Source organism: Pseudomonas sp. 9Ag (genome assembly GCF_902506445.1).
Lineage (GTDB): Bacteria > Pseudomonadota > Gammaproteobacteria > Pseudomonadales > Pseudomonadaceae > Stutzerimonas > Stutzerimonas stutzeri_AB.
This window is the reverse complement of record NZ_LR733836.1, coordinates 501,034-520,534: the sequence shown is the minus strand read 5'-3', so window position 1 is coordinate 520,534 and position 19,501 is coordinate 501,034. Positions and strand designations below refer to the sequence as shown.

Below are 19,501 nucleotides of genomic sequence, written 5' to 3'. Positions count from 1 at the left end.
TCGAACACGGCCGATCAGTGATTGAGAATAGCCGGTCAAATAGCAGTGTCAGCTCAATATGGCGAGCCTATCCAAGTATTTCAATGCTCGCGGCAGATTGTCGCGGGCCGAACTTTCCAGCCAGTGAACCCCCTCCCATCCCCTCAACCAGGTCATTTGACGCTTGGCCAGTTGCCGGGTTGCGATCACCCCACGCTCAACCATTTCCGGCGCCGAATACTCACCGTCCAGATAGCGCCAGACCTGACGATAGCCGACCGCTCGCATTGACGGCAGTTCGGCATGCAAATCAGGGCGCCCGCGAAGAGCTTCGACCTCTGCAACAAAGCCCTGTTCAACCATCTGAACGAAACGCTGCTCGATACGCTGGTGCAAGACCTGCCGTTGAGCAGGCGCTATGGACAACTGCGCGACAGTATAAGGCAAGACGCAGCCGTCTGGCGTGCCGGCTCCGGCTTTTTGAGCGGATTGCCGAGCACGATGCTCGGTCATGCTGATACCGCTGACTCGATAGACTTCAAGCGCCCTGATCAGACGCTGCGGATCATTCGGATGGATACGCGCGGCCGATACCGGATCGATTTCGCTGAGTTGGCGATGCAGCACCCCAGCGCCCTCCGCCCGCATCTGTGCTTCGAGCGCCGCGCGCACCTCTGCATCGGCGGCCGGCATATCCGCCAGCCCTTCGAGCAACGACTTGAAGTACAACATAGTACCGCCGACCAGCAGCGGAATGCGCCCTGCATCGGTGCTCTGAGCCATTGCGGCCAGGGCATCGCTGACGAACTCGGCGGCCGAGTAGCTCTGGACCGGGTCCCTGATATCGATCAGCCGATGCGGGAAGGCTCTCAACAGCTCGGCAGAAGGTTTGGCGGTTCCGATGTCCATGTCGCGGTAGACCAGGGCGGAATCGACGCTAATCAGGTCACATGGCAAGGCACGAGCAAGCTCGATCGCCAGGTCCGTTTTACCGGCGGCGGTCGGACCCATGAGAAAAATCGCGGGAGGTAGTCGTGACATCGGATGCTCAAAGAAATGTATCGAGGGTGATGCAGGCGCCAGCGTAAAGGCCGGACCGCCTGCCTATCGCCCCCGGAGAAAGAGCTTGTCCAGGTCGCCCATGCCCAGCTGAGTCCAGGTCGGACGCCCATGATTGCACTGACCACTGCGCTCGGTCTGCTCCATATCACGCAACAGGCCGTTCATCTCCGGCACGGTCAGGCGTCGGTTTGCACGGACCGCGCCGTGACATGCCATGGTGCCAAGCAGTTCGTTAAGGTGTGCCTGAATGCGGTCGCTGGTGCCGTATTCAAGCAGGTCGGCCAGCACATCCTGTACCAGCCGGGTCGCCTCGGCCTGCTTGAGCAAGGACGGAATCTGGCGGATCGCCAAGCTTTCCGGGCCCAATCGCTGCAACTCGAAGCCAAGCCTTTGAAACCACTGCGCATGTTCTTCAGCACAATCGGCTTCGCGCTGGCTGACGGCGATCGATTCGGGAACCAGCAGCGGCTGGCCACGCAGCCCTTCGCTGGCCATCGCGGTTTTCAGGCGCTCATACATGATTCGCTCATGAGCGGCGTGCATATCCACCAGCACAAGCCCTTGAGCATTTTCCGAGAGGATATAGATGCCCTTGAGTTGAGCCAGCGCATAGCCAAGCGGCGGCACATCGTCCTGGCTTTCCGGCAGGGCCGCTGCATTCGCCTCAGCCAGCGGCGAGAAGAACTCCCGGTAAGCGCCCTGCGCTTCTGCAAGGTTGCCGACTGGCATCGGCCGAGGCGCCTGATAACCCGCGCCGGCTCCGCGCCAGGCAGGCTGCTCTGCTTGCGGCTGTTCCAGCACGTTGGCAGCAAGGCTCATTTCGTTCTGCCCGGCGAACTCTCCGGCATCACGACCGGAGACCTTGGTTACCGGCGCCACACTCGCTGGCGCGGCAAGCTGATCCTCCGGACGCACATCACCGAGCGCGCGGTGCAAGGTGCCGTACAGGAAATCATGCACCATGCGATTGTCGCGAAATCGCACCTCATGTTTGGTCGGATGAACATTGACGTCCACTACCGCCGGGTCGACATCGAGGAACAACACGAAGGTCGGGTGCCGACCATTGAACAGGACATCGCGGTAAGCCTGCCGCACCGCATGCGCGACCAGCTTGTCGCGCACCATGCGTCCATTCACATAGAAATACTGCAGATCCGCCTGGCTGCGGGAGAACGTAGGCAAGCCGACCCACCCCCAGAGATGCAAGCCGGTACGCTCAATCTCAACCGGCAACGCCTGCTCGAGAAAGGCCGGACCGCAGACCGATGCGACGCGGCGAGCCCTGGATGCCGGGTCATTGGCCGGGTGCAGCGCAAGAACCACCTTGCCGTTGTGCCGAAGGTGAAAGGCCACATCGAACCGCGCCAGAGCCAGCCGCTTGATCACTTCCTGCAGGTGATCGAACTCGGTCTTTTCGGTACGCAGAAACTTGCGCCGCGCCGGCGTATTGAAGAACAGGTCGCGCACTTCCACTGAAGTACCGACCGGATGCGCCGCTGGCTGAACGCGAGCCTCCATGTCCCGGCCCTCGGTTTCGACCTGCCACGCCTCGGCTGCCTCGGCCGTACGGGAGGTCAAGGTCAACCGAGAAACCGAACTGATCGACGCCAGCGCCTCACCGCGAAAACCCAGGCTCATCACCCGCTCGAGGTCTTCCAGGTCCCGGATCTTGCTGGTCGCATGCCGAGCCAGGGCCAGCGGCAAATCTTCGGCGGGGATACCGCAGCCATCATCACGCACCCGCAGCAGTTTGATGCCGCCTTGTTCGACGTCCACTTCGATCCGGGTCGCCCCCGAGTCGAGGCTGTTCTCCAGCAGCTCTTTGATCACCGAAGCGGGTCGTTCAACCACTTCACCGGCGGCAATCTGGTTCGCCAGCCGCGGACTGAGCAGCTGGATGCGCGCAGCCTCGATCATGGCTGTGAGGCCAGTGTCGTCGCTGGAATATTCAGCGTTTGGCCAACCTTGATCACGTCGCTTTTCAAGCTGTTGGCACTGCGCAACGCAGGCAAGCTGATCTGATAGCGCTGAGCAAGCAGCGCCAGGCTTTCGCCTGAACGAACGACATGCTCGCGCGCCGCGCTGGCAATCTTGCCGGAGTCGCGCATCCAGGCAACGTAGGTGCCGGGCGGCGGATTTTCATGGAAGAACTGTCGCACGCCGCTGTGGATTGAGCGCGCCAAGGCCTGCTGATGCGCTGCGGTTTGCAGCTTCCGCGCCTCGGATGGATTGGAAATGAACCCGGTCTCTACCAGGATCGACGGGATATCTGGTGATTTCAGCACCATGAACCCGGCCTGTTCCACGCGACGTTTGTGCAACGGCGTGATCCGACCCATGTTGCTCAGCACCTTCTGCCCGACGTTAAGACTGGAGGACAACGAAGCGGTCATCGACAAATCCAACAGCACGCCGGCAAGCATCTGGTCCTTGTCGCCCAGGCTGACATTTCCGGCACCGCCGATCAGGTCCGAACGGTTTTCACTGTCAGCCAGCCAACGTGCAGTTTCCGATGTCGCACCGCGATCCGACAAAGCAAACACCGACGCGCCGTAGGCCGACGACCGCGGCGCCGCATCGGCATGAATGGAGACGAACAGATCAGCGCCCTTCTTGCGGGCAATTTCGGTGCGTTTACGCAAGGGGATAAAGTAATCACCGGTGCGCACCAGCTCGGCGCGGAAGCCTTTGTCGGTATTGATCTGGCGCTGCAGCTCCTTGGCAAGCGCCAGCACCACGGTTTTCTCATAAATCTTGCCAGGACCGATGGCGCCGGGGTCTTCTCCGCCGTGCCCGGCGTCGATCGCAATGACGATATCACGCTTGCTGCTTGGCAGCGGGGGCAGCTTGATCGCCGGCAAGGTCGGCGATACAGGAGCAGTTGGCGTACTCGGCGTAGCAGTCGCCGGGACGCTGGCAGTGGACGCCGCGGCCGCATCAGCAGCATTGTCGAACAGATCGACCACCAGCCGATGGCCGTACTGCTGGTTCGGCGTGAGCGTAAAGCTTTTTGGCGAAACCTCGGCGCTCAGGTCAATGACCACCCGCAAGGTGTCCGCATCGTATTTCGCTGCGCGCAGCCCCGAGATGGGCGTGTTCTGCAGCGGCAGCTGATCGAATGGCTTGGCCAGATTGGCGCCGTCGACGTCAATGACGATGCGATCCGGAGCCGTCAAGGTGAATACCTTGTGCTGGACAGGGCCGGACAGGTCAAAGACCAACCGTGTGTTGTCCGGCGCTCGCCATAGACGCACGCTCTGGACGTCGGAAGCCGCCAGAACCTGCATGGCCGCGAACATCAATGCCAAACCACTCACCAGCGCGCGCATGCGCATACCCAACCCCATGATGTTCATTGATTGCCGACGGTCAGGATGGAACACCAGCCTTCACCGCGCTCGCCATGTGGCGTCAGGCGCAGCATACGACCGGCCCCGTGCGGCGTAATGGTAATGTCCAGGTCAGCCTTTGGCAAAATGCCGGCGCCACGCTCTGGCCACTCTACCAGGCACAGGGCGTCCCCTTCGAAATAGTCGCGAATGCCGAGAAATTCCAGCTCTTCCGGGTCGACCAGACGGTACAGGTCGAAATGGAACACTCGTGCAGCCGGAGTCTCATAAGGTTCGACCAGGGTAAAGGTCGGGCTCTTGACCTTGCCCTTGTGCCCCAGCCCACGGATCAGCCCACGCGACAGCGTGGTCTTGCCGGCGCCAAGGTCACCGTGGAGGTAGATCACACCTAGGCCGCCGGTCGCCTGGGCGATGCGCGCCCCCAGCAACAGCATGGCGTCTTCGTCGGCAGCCAACAGTGTTAGGTCAGACATGGCGAATGCTCCTCGAGCAACTGGCGGACCATAGGAATCAGATCGGCGGCAACCAGCCCGCGTCCCTCGGCACCAAGACGTTCGCCTGCCACTGCATGCAACCAGACCGCAAGGCAGGCCGCTTCGAAAGGCTCCAGCCCCTGCGCCAGCAATGCACCCGCAACCCCCGCCAAGACATCGCCGAGGCCCGCGCTGGCCATGGCCGGATGCCCGCGATCACACAGCACCAACCGACCGTTGTGATCGGCAATCAGGGTTCCGGCGCCCTTGAGCAATACGGCACAACCGAAGCGAGCCGCCAGAGCACGAGCGGCGGCGGGTCGGTCGGCCTGAAGATCAGCCACGGAAATACCCAGCAGCCGCGCCGCCTCTCCGGGATGCGGTGTGAGCAGACAGTCACTTGGCAATTCGACCGCACCTCTCGCCAGCAGATTCAGTGCGTCGGCATCCCACACCTGCGGGACGCGACACTGCGGTGCCAGCGACAGCAAACTGCGCCCCCAGGGCGCCTGGCCCATGCCAGGCCCGATGACCAGCACATCGGCGCGTTGGGTCAGCGCCGTCAATGCATAGGTGGATTCGACGCCATTGCACATGATTTCCGGACGCCGCACCAGCGAGGCAGTGACATGCTCGGGACGCGTCGCCAGGGTTACCATGCCGGCGCCGCAGCGTAGCGCGGCTTCGGCACTGAGCAATGCGGCGCCGCCGGTGCCGAGGTCGCCACCGATGACCAGCACCTGACCAAAGCTGCCCTTATGAGCAGTTGGCGAGCGGGGCGATAGAGTCGGCAAGTTCGCCTCACACAAGCGCAGAGCGGACGGCTTGATCTGTGCGACGACCTCCGCATCGGCCTGCAGGTCATCGAATACCAGCGCTCCGATACAATCCGGACCCTGGCCTGTAAACAGGCCGAACTTGAGGCCGATAAAGGTTACAGTCAGCTCGGCCCGCACTGCGTCGCCGAGCTGATGCCCCGTGTCGGCACACAATCCGGACGGCAGGTCGACCGAGAGGATCGGCTGCGCGCTTTCATTCATCGCGCGTATGGCGCTGGCATAGGGTTCACGCACCTCGCCGGCAATACCCGTACCGAGCAGCGCATCGACCAGCACGCCGTGCAACTCCGTACCGGCTGCCCAAGGCGTGACCTCAACGCCGGCTGCCTGGGCTTCAGCAAAGGCCTGGGCGGCATCGCCCTGCAGTTGCTGCGGATCGCCCACGGCCAACACCCTGACCTGACGACCGGCACGTTGCGCCAACGCCGCAATCAAATAGCCATCCCCGGCATTGTTGCCCCGACCAGCAAGCACGCTGATCTCGTCTGCATCAGGCCAGCGGCGCCTTAAGGCACGCCACGCCGCATGCGCGGCACGCTGCATCAGTTCGTAACCGGGGGTCCCGGCCGCGATCAACCGAGCATCGAGCTCACGCACTTGAGCGGCAGAGTAAAGCGGGATGGGAAATGTATCGGTGGTCTGGGACATGAATCACCCGAGCGAATATCTGGCAGAATTATACGCATGCGCAGCCCGACCCGCTCCCGCGCATCGGTGGCGGATCAAAGCGTCACGGTCGTCTCGTGGTGCGCACCGCGGCAGATCGGCGATCGCCTCCGCGGGGCCGCCTCGTTAACCCGCTCCCCCACCGCAATGCCCGACGATTCGAAGCCATGTCCAGCACCACCCTCGACCCAGCCGTTCTTGCCGACTCCATCAAGGAGTGGGGCCGCGAGCTCGGCTTCCAGCAGGTCGGCATCACCGGTGTCGATCTGGGCGAGCACGAGGCCCACCTCGAACGCTGGCTGGCAGCCGGCTACCACGGCGAGATGGACTATATGGCTGCTCATGGCAGCAAACGTTCCCACCCGGAGCAACTGGTGCCGGGTACGCTGCGAGTCGTGTCGTTGCGCATGGACTACCTGCCAGGCGACACCCGCATGGCCGAGCGACTGGCGCACCCGGAAAAAGCCTACGTGTCCCGCTACGCGTTGGGCCGCGACTATCACAAACTGATCCGCAAGCGCCTGCAACAGCTGGCCGAGCGCATTCAGCAGGTGATCGGCCCGTTCGGTTTCCGCGCATTCGTCGACAGCGCACCGGTGCTGGAAAAGGCCGTGGCACAGCAGGCCGGCCTCGGCTGGATCGGCAAGAACACCCTGGTGCTCAATCGGAAAGCCGGCAGCTGGTTCTTCCTTGGCGAACTCTTCGTCGACATCGCCCTGCCTGTCGACGAGCCGACCCCGCGCGACCACTGCGGCAGCTGCCACGCCTGTTTGGACATCTGCCCGACCGAGGCCTTCGTCGGCGAACGCGTGCTGGATGCCCGAAAATGTATTTCCTACCTGACCATCGAACTGAAAGGTCCGATCCCCGTCGAGCTGCGCTCGAAAATCGGCAACCGCGTGTTCGGATGCGATGACTGCCAGATCGTCTGCCCCTGGAACCGCTTCGCCAAACCGACCCAGCAGACCGACTTCCAGCCCCGCCACAGCCTGGACAATGCCGAACTGGCCACGCTGTTCCGCTGGACAGAAGACGAATTTCTGAGCCGCACCGAGGGCTCGCCGCTGCGGCGGACGGGCTATCAGAACTGGTTACGCAACCTGGCCGTTGGGCTCGGCAACGCTCCGTCCAGCATTCCTGTACTGGAAGCGCTGCAGGCGCGCCGCGATGACCCGGCCGAGCTGGTGCGCGAGCATGTCGAGTGGGCACTGATGCAGCATGAACAACGCTCTTCGTCTGCCTCAAATAGGGGGAACTAAGGGCGCATCGGCTCCGCCGAGGCGCTAATTGAAGCAGCACTCAAGCTGAGTAACTCTTCACCTTCCAGCGTTTCCTGCTGCAGTAGCCTGCTCGCGCTGCGCTCGAGTAGCTCCCGTCGTGCCTCAAGCAGCGCAAGGCTGCGCTGAAAAGCGGACTGAACAAGCTCCTGCACCTCTTCGTCGATCGCTGTGGCGGTACTTTCCGAGTAATCATGCTGCGGCTTGAGGCCGAGCATCGCTTCGTTGCCCAAAAGGGAGTTCGGCTCGCGCTCCAATGCCATATGGCCGAGGCGCCGGGACATGCCGTAGCGGGTGACCATCGCCCGGGCAATGTCGGTGACCTTGGCCAGGTCGTCCGCCGCACCGGTGGACAGGTGGGCAAACACCAACCACTCCGCAGCCCGGCCGCCGAGCAGTACCGCCATCTTGTTTTCCAGCTCTTCGCGGGTCATCAGGAAGCGATCTTCGATGGGTCGCTGAATGGTATAGCCCAGCGCGCCCATGCCACGGGGAATGATCGATACCTTGTGCACCGGGTCGACGCCCGGCAGTGCCATGGCGACCAGCGCGTGGCCCATTTCGTGATAGGCGACGATCTCGCGCTCACGTGGGTTGAGCAACCGATTACGCTTCTCCAGACCAGCAACGATGCGCTCGATGGCGGCGGTGAAGTCTTCCATGTTCACCGCCTCGGCGTGACGCCGGGTCGCCAGTAGCGTCGCCTCGTTGACCAGGTTGGCCAGGTCGGCACCGGTGAATCCAGGCGTCAACGCAGCGATGGCCTGGGGATCGACATCAGCGTCCAGCCTGGCTTTTTTCAGGTGGACGTTGAGAATTTGTACCCGCCCGACTTTGTCCGGGCGATCGACCAGCACCTGACGGTCGAACCGGCCAGCGCGGAGCAGTGCCGGATCGAGAATCTCCGGCCGGTTGGTGGCGGCCAGCAAGACCAGTCCGCTGGAGGTATCGAAGCCGTCCATCTCGACCAGCAATTGGTTGAGCGTCTGCTCCTTCTCATCGTGCCCGCCGGACAGCGGCCCGGCGCCACGGGCGCGACCGAGGGCGTCCAGTTCATCAATGAAGATGATCGCCGGTGCCTGGGCACGGGCCTGCTCGAACAGGTCACGCACCCGCGCGGCACCCACCCCGACAAACATCTCGACAAACTCGGAGCCGGAAATGGAGAAGAACGGCACCTTTGCCTCGCCGGCCACGGCCCGCGCCAACAACGTCTTGCCGGTGCCGGGCGGGCCAACCAGCAGCACGCCCTTGGGCATGCGTCCGCCGAGGCGGCCGTAGGCCTGCGGATCACGCAAGAACTCGATAATTTCCTTGAGTTCGTCCTTGGCCTCGTCGACGCCGGCCACATCAGCGAAGCTGACCTTCATGTCAGTCTCGACGTAGACCCGCGCTTTGCTCTTGCCGATCTGCATCATGCCGCCGCCAAGGCCACCGCTCATGCGGCGCAGCAGAAACAGCCAGATGCCAAAGAACAGCGCCGCCGGAACGACCCACGACAGCAGGTCGCGCACCAGTGTGCTTTCCACCCTGCCGGTGTAGCGCACCGGATATTGCTGCAGGTGCTCGGCCAACTGTGGCTCGACGCGGTTACTGACGAAGCGTCGCTGCCCGCTGGGCAACGGCTCCTTGAAAGTGCCTTCGATACGTCGCTCGGTGATCGCTAGCTCGTCGATGCGCCCATCCTTGAGGTGCTGCTCGAACTCGCTGTAGGGGATCGTCGCCACTTCCTGCTGTACCGTCAGCAGGTATTGAATGCCGAGAAACGCCAGGACGGCGATAAACCAGTAACTCACGTGAAACTGAGCTTGTTCTTTCACCCTTCCCTCCTGGTCCTGACCACCATGTGCAACATATTGCAGATACGGCGACTATGGCCCTTTCCGTGGCCCCACGCTGGACCCAGATCAGTAACAGGCCAGGCAGTGTCACCTCAGAACGTTTCAGAGACCGCCGCTGACGCCAAGCCCAACACCCAATACGGCGGCGAGGGCAAAGGGCAACAACAGCGTGTCAAGCAACACGCTGGCAGGCAGATCGACCGCCGCATACCTGGGCGCCTTGGCACCAAAACGGTCCTGCGGACAGCAACCCCCGTTGAGGCTGTACCAGTCCAAGCGGGTGCCGGAATAGACAATGGGTGCGCCGGGTTTGGCGGCATCCAGGGTGCGCACGGTGCCGCAGCCGGAGAGCAGCAGAACAGTCAGGAGTATCGAGCAGCGCCGCATGACAGATCGTTTCATAACCGCTCCTGGTCATTAGTCACGGGATGGAGACGGTGCCTCTGCCCGGTTACGCAGCCACACTCAATCGTCACTGACGATATGGTGCTCGCCCCAACGCGGCAGCATGTCCTGCGGGATGTTGAGCAGGTTGAGAATGCGCGCCACGATGAAGTCGACGAGGTCATCGATAGTCTGCGGCTGGTGATAGAAGCCCGGTGATGCCGGCAGGATGGTCACTCCGAGATTGGACAGCTTGAGCATGTGTTCCAGATGGATGCTCGAGTACGGCGCTTCACGCGGCACCAGGATCAGCTGTCGGCGTTCCTTAAGGGCAACATCCGCCGCACGCTCGATCAGGTTATTGCAGGCGCCGGTGGCGATGGCCGACAAGGTGCCGGTCGAGCACGGCACCACCACCATCGCGGTCGGTGCGCCGGAGCCGGAAGCCGGCGGCGCCATCCAGTCTTCCTTGGCGAACACGCGAATTTGCCCCGACGCCGCTCCGGTGTACTCGGAGAGAAACGCTTGCATGGCCTGCGGCTTGGCCGGCAGCACAACATCGGTCTCGGTCGCCATCACCAATTGCGCCGCCTTGGAAATCAGGAAGTGCACCTCGCGGTCTTCTTGAATCAGGCAATCGAGCAGGCGCAGGCCATATTGCGCGCCAGAGGCGCCGGTCATGGCGAGGGTGATGCGTTCCGGTCCGTTCATAAGTTGTTCTTGTCCTGGTGCGTGCTGTTCCTGGTGGGCTGAAGCCCACCTTACGGGGCGTGGATGAGCATTGAGGTAGGGTGGGCCGGGCGGCGCTCCGCTTCAGCCCACCATTAGAATCGTAGGGTGGAAAACCGCGAAGCGTTTTCCACCACCGCACCCTTACGCGTGGAAAAGCCTTCGGCGTTTTCCACCCTACGCCAGTGCGGCGGCCAGCTTGACGTGTAAGCCCCCAAAGCCACCGTTACTCATCACCACCACCTGCGTCCCCGGCGTGGCGTCGGCTTTGACCTTGGCGATGATGGCGTCCAGCGAATCGCACACAGTCGTCTTGACCGGCGAGCCGGCGACCGTAGCGGCCAGGTCCCAGCCGAGATTCGGCGGCGCGTACCAGATCGCCTGATCCGCCAGCGCGACCGATTCGGCCAAGCCCTCACGATGGGCGCCGAGCTTCATCGAGTTCGAGCGCGGCTCGACCACCGCAATGATTGGCGTATCACCAACACGCTTGCGCAGCCCATCGAGCGTGGTGGCGATCGCGGTTGGGTGATGAGCAAAGTCGTCATAGATGGTCACGCCGTTGACCTCGGCGACCTTTTCCATGCGTCGCTTGACGCTGCGAAATTCGCTCAGCGCTTCGGCGCCCTGCTTCGGCAATACGCCCACGTGCCGCGCTGCAGCCAGCGTTGCCAGTGCGTTGTTGACGTTGTGCTGGCCGGTCAGCTCCCAGTCGACTACGCCCTGTAGGTCACCGTCGAAAATGACTTCGAACCTTGATCCGTCAGCGCTGAGCAAGTTGGCCTTCCACTGCCCGCCTTCGCCGGTGGTTTGCACCGGCGTCCAGCAGCCCATGCCGATAACGCGCTTGAGCGCTTCTTCGGACTGAGGATGGATGACCAAACCTTCGCCCGGCACCGTGCGCACCAGATGGTGGAACTGGCGTTCAATTGAAGCGAGGTCCGGGAAGATATCCGCGTGGTCGAACTCAAGGTTATTGAGGATCGCCGTGCGCGGGCGGTAGTGGACAAACTTGCTGCGCTTGTCGAAGAACGCGCTGTCGTACTCGTCCGCCTCAACCACGAAGAACGGCGTGCCACCCAAACGCGCCGAGATGCCGAAATTCTGCGGCACGCCGCCGATGAGAAAGCCCGGGCTCATGCCGGCGTGTTCCAGCACCCACGCAAGCATGCTGCTGGTGGTGGTCTTGCCGTGCGTGCCTGCAGCGGCCAGCACCCAGCGGCCCTGCAGCACGTGATCGGCCAACCATTGCGGGCCGGACACATAAGGCAACCCCTTGTTCAGCACGTATTCCACGGCCGGGTTGCCACGTGACAACGCATTGCCGATCACTACCAGGTCCGGCGCCGGTTCGAGCTGACTGGGCTCGTAGCCTTGGGTCAGCTCGATGCTCTGAGCCTCAAGCTGAGTGCTCATCGGGGGATAGACGTTGGCGTCCGAACCGGTGACGCGATGGCCAAGTTCCTTGGCCAGCACTGCCAGCGAACCCATGAAGGTGCCGCAGATGCCGAGAATATGGATATGCATGAATGACCTCTGAAAAGCGCCGCGCCGAGCAATCGGAGCAAGTGGCACAGCCACGCCTGTGGGCGCCGAAAACTGCGGCGCAGATTAGCACAGCACTGGCGCTGCCAATGCCCGACCAGCGGTACACCGCACGTCGCCTCGCCAGCCGACGAACGGACTTTGTTCTACGCTGGATGACAGCAGTCCCAACACAATTACAAGCCCCGGAGACTCACCATGCGTTACGCCCATCCCGGCAGCGAAGGCGCTGTCGTTTCCTTCAAGTCCCGTTACGGCAACTTCATCAACGGCGAGTTCGTCGAGCCTGCCAACGGCCAGTACTTCACCAACCTGTCCCCGGTTAACGGTCAGCCCATTGCCGAGTTTCCACGCTCCGACTCTGCCGACATCGAGAAGGCGCTGGACGCCGCCCACGCCGCCGCCGATGCCTGGGGCAAGACCAGCGTACAGGCGCGCTCATTGATCCTGCTGCAGATCGCCGACCGCATCGAGCAGAACCTCGAGATGCTCGCCATTACCGAAACCTGGGACAACGGCAAGGCCGTGCGCGAAACCCTTAACGCCGACATTCCACTCGCCGCCGACCACTTCCGTTACTTCGCCGGCTGCATCCGCGCCCAGGAAGGCACCGCTGCGGAGATTGATGAGCACACTGCTGCCTACCATTTCCACGAACCGCTGGGCGTGGTCGGGCAAATCATTCCGTGGAACTTCCCGATCCTGATGGCCGCCTGGAAGCTCGCCCCAGCGCTGGCCGCCGGCAACTGCGTGGTGCTCAAGCCTGCCGAGCAAACGCCGCTGGGCATCGCCGTGCTGATGGAAGTGATCGGTGACCTGCTGCCACCCGGTGTGCTCAACGTGGTTCAGGGCTATGGCCGTGAAGCCGGCGAGGCCCTGGCAAGCAGCAAGCGCATCGCCAAGATTGCCTTCACCGGCTCGACACCGGTGGGCTCGCACATCATGAAGCGCGCCGCTGAGGCCATCATCCCGAGCACCGTTGAGCTGGGCGGCAAGAGCCCGAATATTTATTTCGAAGACATCATGCAGGCCGAGCCGACCTTTATCGAAAAGGCAGCCGAAGGGCTGGTGCTGGGCTTCTTCAACCAGGGCGAGGTGTGCACCTGTCCGTCTCGGGCGTTGGTGCAGGAGTCGATTTACGGACCGTTCATGGAAGCGGTAATGAAGAAGGTCGCGCAGATCAAGCGTGGCGATCCATTGGACACCGACACCATGGTCGGCGCCCAGGCCAGCCAGCAGCAGTTCGACAAGATCATGTCCTATCTGGAAATCGCCAAACAGGAAGGCGCCGAAGTGCTCACCGGTGGCGCAGCAGAGAAACTCGAAGGCTCCCTCGCCACCGGCTATTACATCCAGCCGACGCTACTCAAGGGCACCAACAAGATGCGCGTGTTCCAGGAGGAAATCTTCGGCCCGGTGATCGGCGTGACCACCTTCAAGGACGAAGCCGAGGCCCTGGCCATCGCCAACGACACCGAGTACGGCCTCGGCGCGGGCGTCTGGACCCGCGACATCAACCGCGCCTATCGCATGGGCCGCGCGATCAAGGCCGGGCGCGTCTGGACCAACTGCTATCACCTCTATCCGGCGCATGCGGCGTTCGGTGGCTACAAGAAGTCCGGCGTCGGTCGCGAGACCCACAAGATGATTCTCGACAGCTACCAGCAGACCAAGAACCTGCTGATCAGCTACGACATCAATCCACTGGGGTTTTTCTAGCCCATAACTTCTAGCCCATAAAGAGTGCCCGCCCGCGCCGCAAGGCGTCGGGCTGGTGCACCCGTGGCTGCACTTCCACTCAAGAGGCTCCCAAACGCCGTAGATCGCGCAAAGGCACAGCGCTTGCTTTAACGATCCTGCCGTACCCGACCCCATCAAAGGATGATCCTCCATGGCTCTCGAACGCAGCAGTGCGACACCCGCGACCCACGCCACCGATTTCGAAGCAGTTGGCAGTACCTATTTTCAGGAACGCGAGCTCAAGAAAGGCGCCGCTGGTTGGGTGCTGCTGGTTGGCCTCGGCGTCGCCTACGTCATCTCGGGCGACTACGCCGGTTGGAACTTCGGCCTCGCCCAAGGGGGTTGGGGCGGCCTCTTCATCGCCACGCTGCTGATGGCGACGATGTACCTGTGCATGTGCTTCTCGCTCGCCGAGCTGTCCTCGATGATTCCCACTGCAGGCGGCGGTTATGGCTTTGCTCGTAGCGCGTTCGGCCCGCTGGGCGGCTTTCTCACCGGCACTGCAATCCTTATCGAATACGCCATCGCGCCGGCCGCAATCGCCGTGTTCATCGGTGCCTACTGCGAGTCGCTGTTCGGCATCGGCGGCTGGGCTATCTACCTGGCCTTCTACATCATCTTTATCGGCATCCACATTTTTGGCGTCGGCGAGGCGCTGAAGCTGATGTTCATCATCACGGCGATCGCCGCGCTGGCGCTCGCGGTGTTCATCGTCGCGATGGTGCCGCACTTCTCCGTCGACAAGCTGCTGGACATCGCACCGACCACGGCCGCTGGCGCCAGCAATTTCCTGCCTTACGGCTATGTGGGCATCTGGGCAGCGATCCCCTATGCGATCTGGTTCTTCCTTGCCGTCGAAGGCGTGCCGCTGGCCGCTGAGGAAACCAAGAATCCACAGCGCGACATGCCGCGCGGGCTGATCGGCGCCATGCTGATTCTGGCCGCGTTCGCCGGGCTGATCTTGCTCGTCGGCCCTGGTGGCGCGGGTTCCAGCACGCTGGTCGAATCCGGCAACCCGCTGGTGGAAGCGCTGACCACCGCCTACGGCTCTTCGACCTGGATGAGCGGCTTCGTCAATCTTGTCGGCCTGGCTGGGCTGATCGCCAGCTTCTTCTCGATCATCTACGCCTACTCGCGGCAGATCTTTGCGCTGTCGCGGGCTGGCTACCTGCCGCGCAAGCTGTCGCTGACCAACAAGAACAAAGCGCCCGTCATGGCATTGGTCATCCCCGGCATTATCGGTTTCCTGCTGTCACTAACCGGCCAGGGCGACCTGTTGATTCTCGTCGCAGTGTTCGGCGCGACCATCTCCTACGTGCTGATGATGGCCTCGCACATCGTCCTGCGCATGCGCCGGCCGGATCTGCCCCGCCCCTACAAGACGCCCGGCGGCGTGCTGACCTCAGGCGTGGCGCTGGTGCTGGCCTGCATCGCGGTGGTCGCCGGATTTCTGGTCGACCCACGGGTGGTGATCGCCGCCGTGGTGATCTACGGAACCTTCATCGCCTACTTCGCTCTCTACAGCCGGCATCATCTGGTGGCCGGTACGCCGGAAGAGGAATTTGCGGCGATTGAGAACGCCGAGGCGTCGCTTAACTAGCAGGAGACGGGTCATGGCGGCATACACCCACAGCGTAGGCGGCACCCAGTGGCGCTTCGACAGCCTGCGCGAGGTCATGGCCAAGGCCAGCCCGGCGCGCTCCGGCGACTTTCTCGCCGAAGTCGCGGCGGGCAGCGATGCCGAGCGGGTCGCCGCGCAGATGTGTCTCGCGCAAATCCCGCTCAAGCGCTTTCTCGAGGAAGCGCTGATCCCCTATGAAACCGACGAAGTCACGCGGCTGATCATCGACAGTCACGACGCCGAAGCCTTCGCCCCGGTCAGCCACCTGACTGTGGGCGACTTCCGCAACTGGCTGCTCGGGGACGATGCAGACGAGGCGGTGCTGAAATCCCTGGCGCCAGGGCTGACGCCGGAGATGGTCGCCGCGGTATCGAAGATCATGCGCGTGCAGGACCTGATTCTGGTGGCGCAAAAGGTCCGCGTGGTGACGCGCTTTCGCAACACCATCGGCCTGCGCGGGCGCATGTCCACCCGCCTGCAGCCCAATCATCCCACCGACGAAGCCGCCGGCATCGCGGCGAGCATCGTCGACGGTCTGCTCTACGGTAATGGCGATGCGGTCATTGGCATCAACCCGGCCACCGACAGCACCAGCGGCATCTGCGAGCTGCTGAAGATGCTCGACGCGGTCATCAGTCGCTACGAAATTCCGACTCAAGGCTGCATCCTCACCCATGTCACCACCTCTATCGAGGCGATCAACCGCGGTGCGCCGCTGGACCTGGTGTTCCAGTCCATCGCCGGCACCGAAGCGGCTAACAGCAGTTTCGGCATCAACCTAGCGCTGCTGCAGGAAGGCTACGAGGCAGGCCTGTCGCAGAAGCGCGGCACGGTGGGTGACAACCTGATGTATTTCGAGACCGGCCAGGGCAGCGCCTTGTCGGCCAATGCCCATCACGGCGTCGATCAGCAAACCTGCGAAGCGCGCGCTTATGCCGTGGCCCGTAAATTCAAACCGCTGCTGGTGAACACCGTGGTCGGTTTCATCGGCCCGGAATACCTCTACAACGGCAAGCAGATCATTCGCGCCGGGCTCGAAGACCATTTCTGCGCCAAGCTGCTCGGCGTGCCCATGGGCTGCGACATCTGTTACACCAACCACGCCGAAGCCGATCAGGACGACATGGATGTGCTGCTGACCCTGCTCGGCACCGCCGGCATCAACTTCATCATGGGCATACCCGGCTCGGACGACGTGATGCTCAACTATCAGACCACCTCCTTCCACGATGCGCTCTACCTGCGTCAGAGCCTCGGCCTCCGCCCGGCGCCAGAGTTCGAGGAATGGCTAGCGAAGATGGAGATCCTGCGCCAGGACGGCGGCCGCTTGCAGATGGGCAGCCAGCTCCCACCGGCCTTCCGCCAGGCGCTGGAGCGCATGACATGAAGCCCCGCATCGCACGCACTGGTCTACCCGCTCCAAGGAGTGCTCTATGAGCCGCCAACCTCCAGCACCCACCGCGATCACCAATCCCTGGGCGCACCTACGTCAACACACCCCGGCACGGATCGCACTGGGCCGAGCCGGCGCCAGCTTGCCCACCGAGGCTCAACTGGATTTCCAATACGCCCACGCCCAGGCCCGCGACGCCGTACACCTCACTCTGGACACCGAAGCTCTGGCCATGCAGCTGGAACAACGCGGCCATCGCGTCCTGCAGCTGCACAGCGCCGCACCGGACCGCGACACCTATCTGCAACGGCCAGACCTGGGACGGCGACTGAGCGACGAGTCGGCCGAGCAGGTAGACGACCACGCGCAGCAACATGAGGCGGGCTACGACTTGGCCATCGTCATTGCCGACGGGCTTTCGGCGCTCGCCGTACAGCGCCACGCCCTGCCGCTGCTACAGCGAATCGAGGAGCAGATCGAGAAAGACGGCTGGAGCCTTGCGCCGATCAGCCTGGTGCAGCAGAGCCGCGTCGCGCTCGGTGACGAGGTGGGCGAGCGGCTGAAGGCGAAGATGGTGGTCATGCTGCTCGGCGAACGCCCCGGCCTGAGCTCACCGGACAGTCTGGGTTTGTACTTCACCTATGCGCCCAAGGTCGGGCGCACCGATGCCGACCGCAACTGCATCTCCAACATCCGCCTCGAAGGCCTGAGCTACAACCTCGCCGCCCACCGCCTGATTCACTTGATGCGTGAAGCCTGCCGTCGGCAGCTCTCTGGCGTAAATCTCAAAGACGAAGCGGAAATGCTCAGCCTGGATGACGGCACGCCGAAGGTCGGCAATTTCCTGCTCGGTTGATGAATCGCCTGTCGCGACAGACGATGCACAGCGGAGTTGCTGCCAGCTGCCCGAGGCACGCGAGACTCAACCGCAGATGCTTTGACGACTGAACGCATCGATAGGCCAGCGTCCGCACCATTTCACCCACATAGGCGCGCCACTTGCGCCCTTACCACAGAGCCACCCGCTTGCTGCCCATCGCCACCGCGCTTAAGGTGATCGCCCCCAGGTTGGAAGCTCGTTCATGTGGTCTTTTCGCGACTGGCGCCGCAAGCGCATCCTCGCCCGTCTCGCCATCGAACCGGCGCTCTGGCAAAGCGTGCTCGACAGCCTGCCGATTCTCGATGGACTAACTTCCGAAGAAACCGAACGCCTGCGCGAACGCAGCTTGTTGTTCCTGCATGCCAAACGATTGACCGCTCTGCCCGGCGTCGAACTGGAGCCGGCTGACCGGCTGCGCCTGGCCGCCCAGGCCGAGCTGCCCTTGCTGCACCTGGCGGATCTGGACTGGTATCAGGGCTTCCATGAAATCGTCATCTACCCCGACGATTTCCACAGCCCGCAAAAGCACCGCGACTCCACTGGCGTGATGCATGAGTGGGACGGCGAGCACAGCGGCGAAGCCTGGTTGCAGGGGCCGGTAATTCTCGCCCTGCCAGGTGTCCGGCAAAGCGGCGCCTGGGAAGGCTACAACCTGGTGATCCACGAGCTCGCCCACAAGCTCGACATGCTCAACGGCGACGCCAACGGCCTGCCCCCGCTGCACCGCACCATGCGTATCGAGGATTGGGCTCACGCCATGCAAAAGGCGTACGACGCCCTCAACGCCCGGCTGGACGCCCATCCCCATGCCCACACCGCCATCGACCCCTACGCCGCGGAGAACCCGGCCGAATTCTTCGCCGTCACCAGCGAGTACTTCTTCAGCGCTCCGGACGTGCTGCACGAGGCCTATCCAGAGGTCTACCGGCAGCTCGCGGCCTTCTATCGACAAGACCCGCTGAAACGCCTGCAGCAACTGCAAGCCAGCCATCCGCAGTACGCGGAACCTCACTGATTTGTGACCGTCGAATGCGCGCATTGCCGGACCAGCGAGCTTCGCCACCGCCGGCATGGCAAAACGCCCGACACTGCGCCTATAATCGCGCCCACTTTTTTCGCCCCAGGCCGCCTCGGCCGACCACGGAGCAATGTTCATGAGCTACAGCAAAGTCCCGGCCGGCAAAGACCTGCCAAACGACATCTACGTCGCCATCGAAATCCCGGCCAACCACGCGCCGATCAAATACGAAATCGATCACGACACTGACTGCCTGTTCGTCGACCGCTTCATGGCTACGCCGATGTTCTACCCGGCCAACTACGGCTTCATCCCGCACACCCTGGCTGACGACGGCGACCCGCTCGACGTACTGGTTGTAACCCCCTATCCGGTTGCGCCGGGCTCGGTTATCCGCTGCCGTCCGGTCGGCGTGCTGAATATGACCGACGAAGCCGGCGGCGACGCCAAGCTGATCGCCGTCCCGCACGACAAGCTGACCCAGCTCTACACAGACATCAAGGAATACACCGACCTGCCCCCGCTGCTGATCGAGCAGATCAAGCACTTCTTCGAGAACTACAAGGATCTCGAGAAGGGCAAGTGGGTCAAGGTCGAAGGCTGGGAAGGCGCCGACGCCGCTCGCGCAGCCATCATGAAAGCTGCCGAGGCTTACCAGAAGTAAGCCGAAGCACTGAAGAAAAGCCGGCCACAAGCCGGCT

16 protein-coding genes are annotated in these 19,501 nt (G+C 62.8%); 7 read left to right on the top strand and 9 right to left on the bottom strand.

Annotation, left to right across the window (positions count from 1 at the left end):
- Nucleotides 1-48: 48 nt before the first annotated feature.
- The 5 genes from miaA to ALTERO38_RS02285 form a co-directional block, all read right to left on the bottom strand.
- Nucleotides 49-1,020, bottom strand: coding sequence for a tRNA (adenosine(37)-N6)-dimethylallyltransferase MiaA (gene miaA / locus ALTERO38_RS02305; protein WP_159967127.1), 972 nt, complete (start codon nucleotides 1,018-1,020; stop codon nucleotides 49-51).
- Nucleotides 1,021-1,083: 63 nt separating this feature from the next.
- The gene (mutL, locus tag ALTERO38_RS02300; RefSeq protein WP_159967126.1) at nucleotides 1,084-2,961 is read right to left on the bottom strand and encodes a DNA mismatch repair endonuclease MutL; all 1,878 of its coding nucleotides are present in this window, start codon (nucleotides 2,959-2,961) and stop codon (nucleotides 1,084-1,086) included.
- Nucleotides 2,958-4,379, bottom strand: a complete 1,422-nt coding sequence (locus ALTERO38_RS02295) for an N-acetylmuramoyl-L-alanine amidase (RefSeq protein WP_159969620.1) — start codon at nucleotides 4,377-4,379, stop codon at nucleotides 2,958-2,960. The genes mutL and ALTERO38_RS02295 overlap by 4 nt, the downstream gene beginning before the upstream one ends.
- A gap of 17 nt (nucleotides 4,380-4,396) precedes the next feature.
- Complete coding sequence (gene tsaE, locus ALTERO38_RS02290) at nucleotides 4,397-4,867, bottom strand: tRNA (adenosine(37)-N6)-threonylcarbamoyltransferase complex ATPase subunit type 1 TsaE (protein ID WP_159967125.1); 471 nt, start codon at nucleotides 4,865-4,867, stop codon at nucleotides 4,397-4,399.
- Complete coding sequence (locus tag ALTERO38_RS02285; RefSeq protein WP_159967124.1) at nucleotides 4,855-6,354, bottom strand: NAD(P)H-hydrate dehydratase; 1,500 nt, start codon at nucleotides 6,352-6,354, stop codon at nucleotides 4,855-4,857. Before ALTERO38_RS02285 ends, tsaE begins: the two co-directional genes overlap by 13 nt.
- Before the next feature lie 185 nt (nucleotides 6,355-6,539).
- On the opposite strand from ALTERO38_RS02285, the gene queG reads away from it, so the two are divergent.
- Nucleotides 6,540-7,631 carry a tRNA epoxyqueuosine(34) reductase QueG gene (queG, locus tag ALTERO38_RS02280; protein WP_159967123.1) on the top strand — a complete coding sequence of 364 codons (1,092 nt, stop codon included), beginning with the start codon at nucleotides 6,540-6,542 and terminating at the stop codon, nucleotides 7,629-7,631.
- On the opposite strand, the gene ftsH is transcribed toward queG, so the two are convergent.
- The 4 genes from ftsH to mpl form a co-directional block, all read right to left on the bottom strand.
- Nucleotides 7,628-9,469, bottom strand: a complete 1,842-nt coding sequence (ftsH, locus tag ALTERO38_RS02275) for an ATP-dependent zinc metalloprotease FtsH (protein ID WP_159967122.1) — start codon at nucleotides 9,467-9,469, stop codon at nucleotides 7,628-7,630. The two genes, queG and ftsH, sit on opposite strands and share 4 nt — an antisense overlap.
- Before the next feature lie 123 nt (nucleotides 9,470-9,592).
- Nucleotides 9,593-9,892 carry a YceK/YidQ family lipoprotein gene (locus tag ALTERO38_RS02270; RefSeq protein WP_159967121.1) on the bottom strand — a complete coding sequence of 100 codons (300 nt, stop codon included), beginning with the start codon at nucleotides 9,890-9,892 and terminating at the stop codon, nucleotides 9,593-9,595.
- Between the two features lie 63 nt (nucleotides 9,893-9,955).
- Complete coding sequence (gene ubiX, locus ALTERO38_RS02265) at nucleotides 9,956-10,585, bottom strand: flavin prenyltransferase UbiX (protein ID WP_159967120.1); 630 nt, start codon at nucleotides 10,583-10,585, stop codon at nucleotides 9,956-9,958.
- Between the two features lie 195 nt (nucleotides 10,586-10,780).
- Nucleotides 10,781-12,130 (bottom strand): UDP-N-acetylmuramate:L-alanyl-gamma-D-glutamyl-meso-diaminopimelate ligase, encoded by a 1,350-nt coding sequence (gene mpl / locus ALTERO38_RS02260; RefSeq protein ID WP_159967119.1) that lies wholly within the window; start codon nucleotides 12,128-12,130, stop codon nucleotides 10,781-10,783.
- Between the two features lie 216 nt (nucleotides 12,131-12,346).
- On the opposite strand from mpl, the gene ALTERO38_RS02255 reads away from it, so the two are divergent.
- The 6 genes from ALTERO38_RS02255 to ppa all read left to right on the top strand — a co-directional run bounded on the left by ALTERO38_RS02255 (nucleotide 12,347) and on the right by ppa (nucleotide 19,464).
- A complete protein-coding gene (locus tag ALTERO38_RS02255) occupies nucleotides 12,347-13,867 on the top strand; it encodes an aldehyde dehydrogenase family protein (RefSeq protein WP_159967118.1) in 1,521 nt (506 codons plus the stop codon).
- 172 nt (nucleotides 13,868-14,039) lie between these two features.
- Nucleotides 14,040-15,488 (top strand): ethanolamine permease, encoded by a 1,449-nt coding sequence (eat, locus tag ALTERO38_RS02250; RefSeq protein WP_159967117.1) that lies wholly within the window; start codon nucleotides 14,040-14,042, stop codon nucleotides 15,486-15,488.
- 13 nt (nucleotides 15,489-15,501) lie between these two features.
- Entirely contained in the window at nucleotides 15,502-16,896 is a 1,395-nt protein-coding gene (locus ALTERO38_RS02245) for an ethanolamine ammonia-lyase subunit EutB (protein ID WP_159967116.1), read from the top strand.
- A 46-nt stretch (nucleotides 16,897-16,942) separates the two neighbouring features.
- On the top strand, nucleotides 16,943-17,758 hold the full coding sequence (eutC, locus tag ALTERO38_RS02240) for an ethanolamine ammonia-lyase subunit EutC (RefSeq protein WP_159967115.1): 816 nt from the start codon (nucleotides 16,943-16,945) through the stop codon (nucleotides 17,756-17,758).
- 226 nt (nucleotides 17,759-17,984) lie between these two features.
- Nucleotides 17,985-18,797, top strand: a complete 813-nt coding sequence (locus ALTERO38_RS02235) for a zinc-dependent peptidase (protein ID WP_159967114.1) — start codon at nucleotides 17,985-17,987, stop codon at nucleotides 18,795-18,797.
- Nucleotides 18,798-18,936: 139 nt separating this feature from the next.
- Complete coding sequence (gene ppa, locus ALTERO38_RS02230) at nucleotides 18,937-19,464, top strand: inorganic diphosphatase (protein ID WP_102837015.1); 528 nt, start codon at nucleotides 18,937-18,939, stop codon at nucleotides 19,462-19,464.
- Nucleotides 19,465-19,501: the final 37 nt, after the last annotated feature.

Excerpts from the sequence above, each read along its gene's own strand:
- miaA (WP_159967127.1), bottom strand. The coding sequence starts at position 1,020 with ATGTCACGACTACCTCCCGCGATTTTTCTCATGGGTCCGACCGCCGCC.
- mutL (WP_159967126.1), bottom strand. The coding sequence starts at position 2,961 with ATGATCGAGGCTGCGCGCATCCAGCTGCTCAGTCCGCGGCTGGCGAAC.
- ALTERO38_RS02295 (WP_159969620.1), bottom strand. The coding sequence starts at position 4,379 with ATGCGCATGCGCGCGCTGGTGAGTGGTTTGGCATTGATGTTCGCGGCC.
- tsaE (WP_159967125.1), bottom strand. The coding sequence starts at position 4,867 with ATGTCTGACCTAACACTGTTGGCTGCCGACGAAGACGCCATGCTGTTG.
- ALTERO38_RS02285 (WP_159967124.1), bottom strand. The coding sequence starts at position 6,354 with ATGTCCCAGACCACCGATACATTTCCCATCCCGCTTTACTCTGCCGCT.
- queG (WP_159967123.1), top strand. The coding sequence starts at position 6,540 with ATGTCCAGCACCACCCTCGACCCAGCCGTTCTTGCCGACTCCATCAAG.
- ALTERO38_RS02270 (WP_159967121.1), bottom strand. The coding sequence starts at position 9,892 with ATGAAACGATCTGTCATGCGGCGCTGCTCGATACTCCTGACTGTTCTG.
- ubiX (WP_159967120.1), bottom strand. The coding sequence starts at position 10,585 with ATGAACGGACCGGAACGCATCACCCTCGCCATGACCGGCGCCTCTGGC.
- mpl (WP_159967119.1), bottom strand. The coding sequence starts at position 12,130 with ATGCATATCCATATTCTCGGCATCTGCGGCACCTTCATGGGTTCGCTG.
- ALTERO38_RS02255 (WP_159967118.1), top strand. The coding sequence starts at position 12,347 with ATGCGTTACGCCCATCCCGGCAGCGAAGGCGCTGTCGTTTCCTTCAAG.
- eat (WP_159967117.1), top strand. The coding sequence starts at position 14,040 with ATGGCTCTCGAACGCAGCAGTGCGACACCCGCGACCCACGCCACCGAT.
- ALTERO38_RS02245 (WP_159967116.1), top strand. The coding sequence starts at position 15,502 with ATGGCGGCATACACCCACAGCGTAGGCGGCACCCAGTGGCGCTTCGAC.
- eutC (WP_159967115.1), top strand. The coding sequence starts at position 16,943 with ATGAGCCGCCAACCTCCAGCACCCACCGCGATCACCAATCCCTGGGCG.
- ALTERO38_RS02235 (WP_159967114.1), top strand. The coding sequence starts at position 17,985 with ATGTGGTCTTTTCGCGACTGGCGCCGCAAGCGCATCCTCGCCCGTCTC.
- ppa (WP_102837015.1), top strand. The coding sequence starts at position 18,937 with ATGAGCTACAGCAAAGTCCCGGCCGGCAAAGACCTGCCAAACGACATC.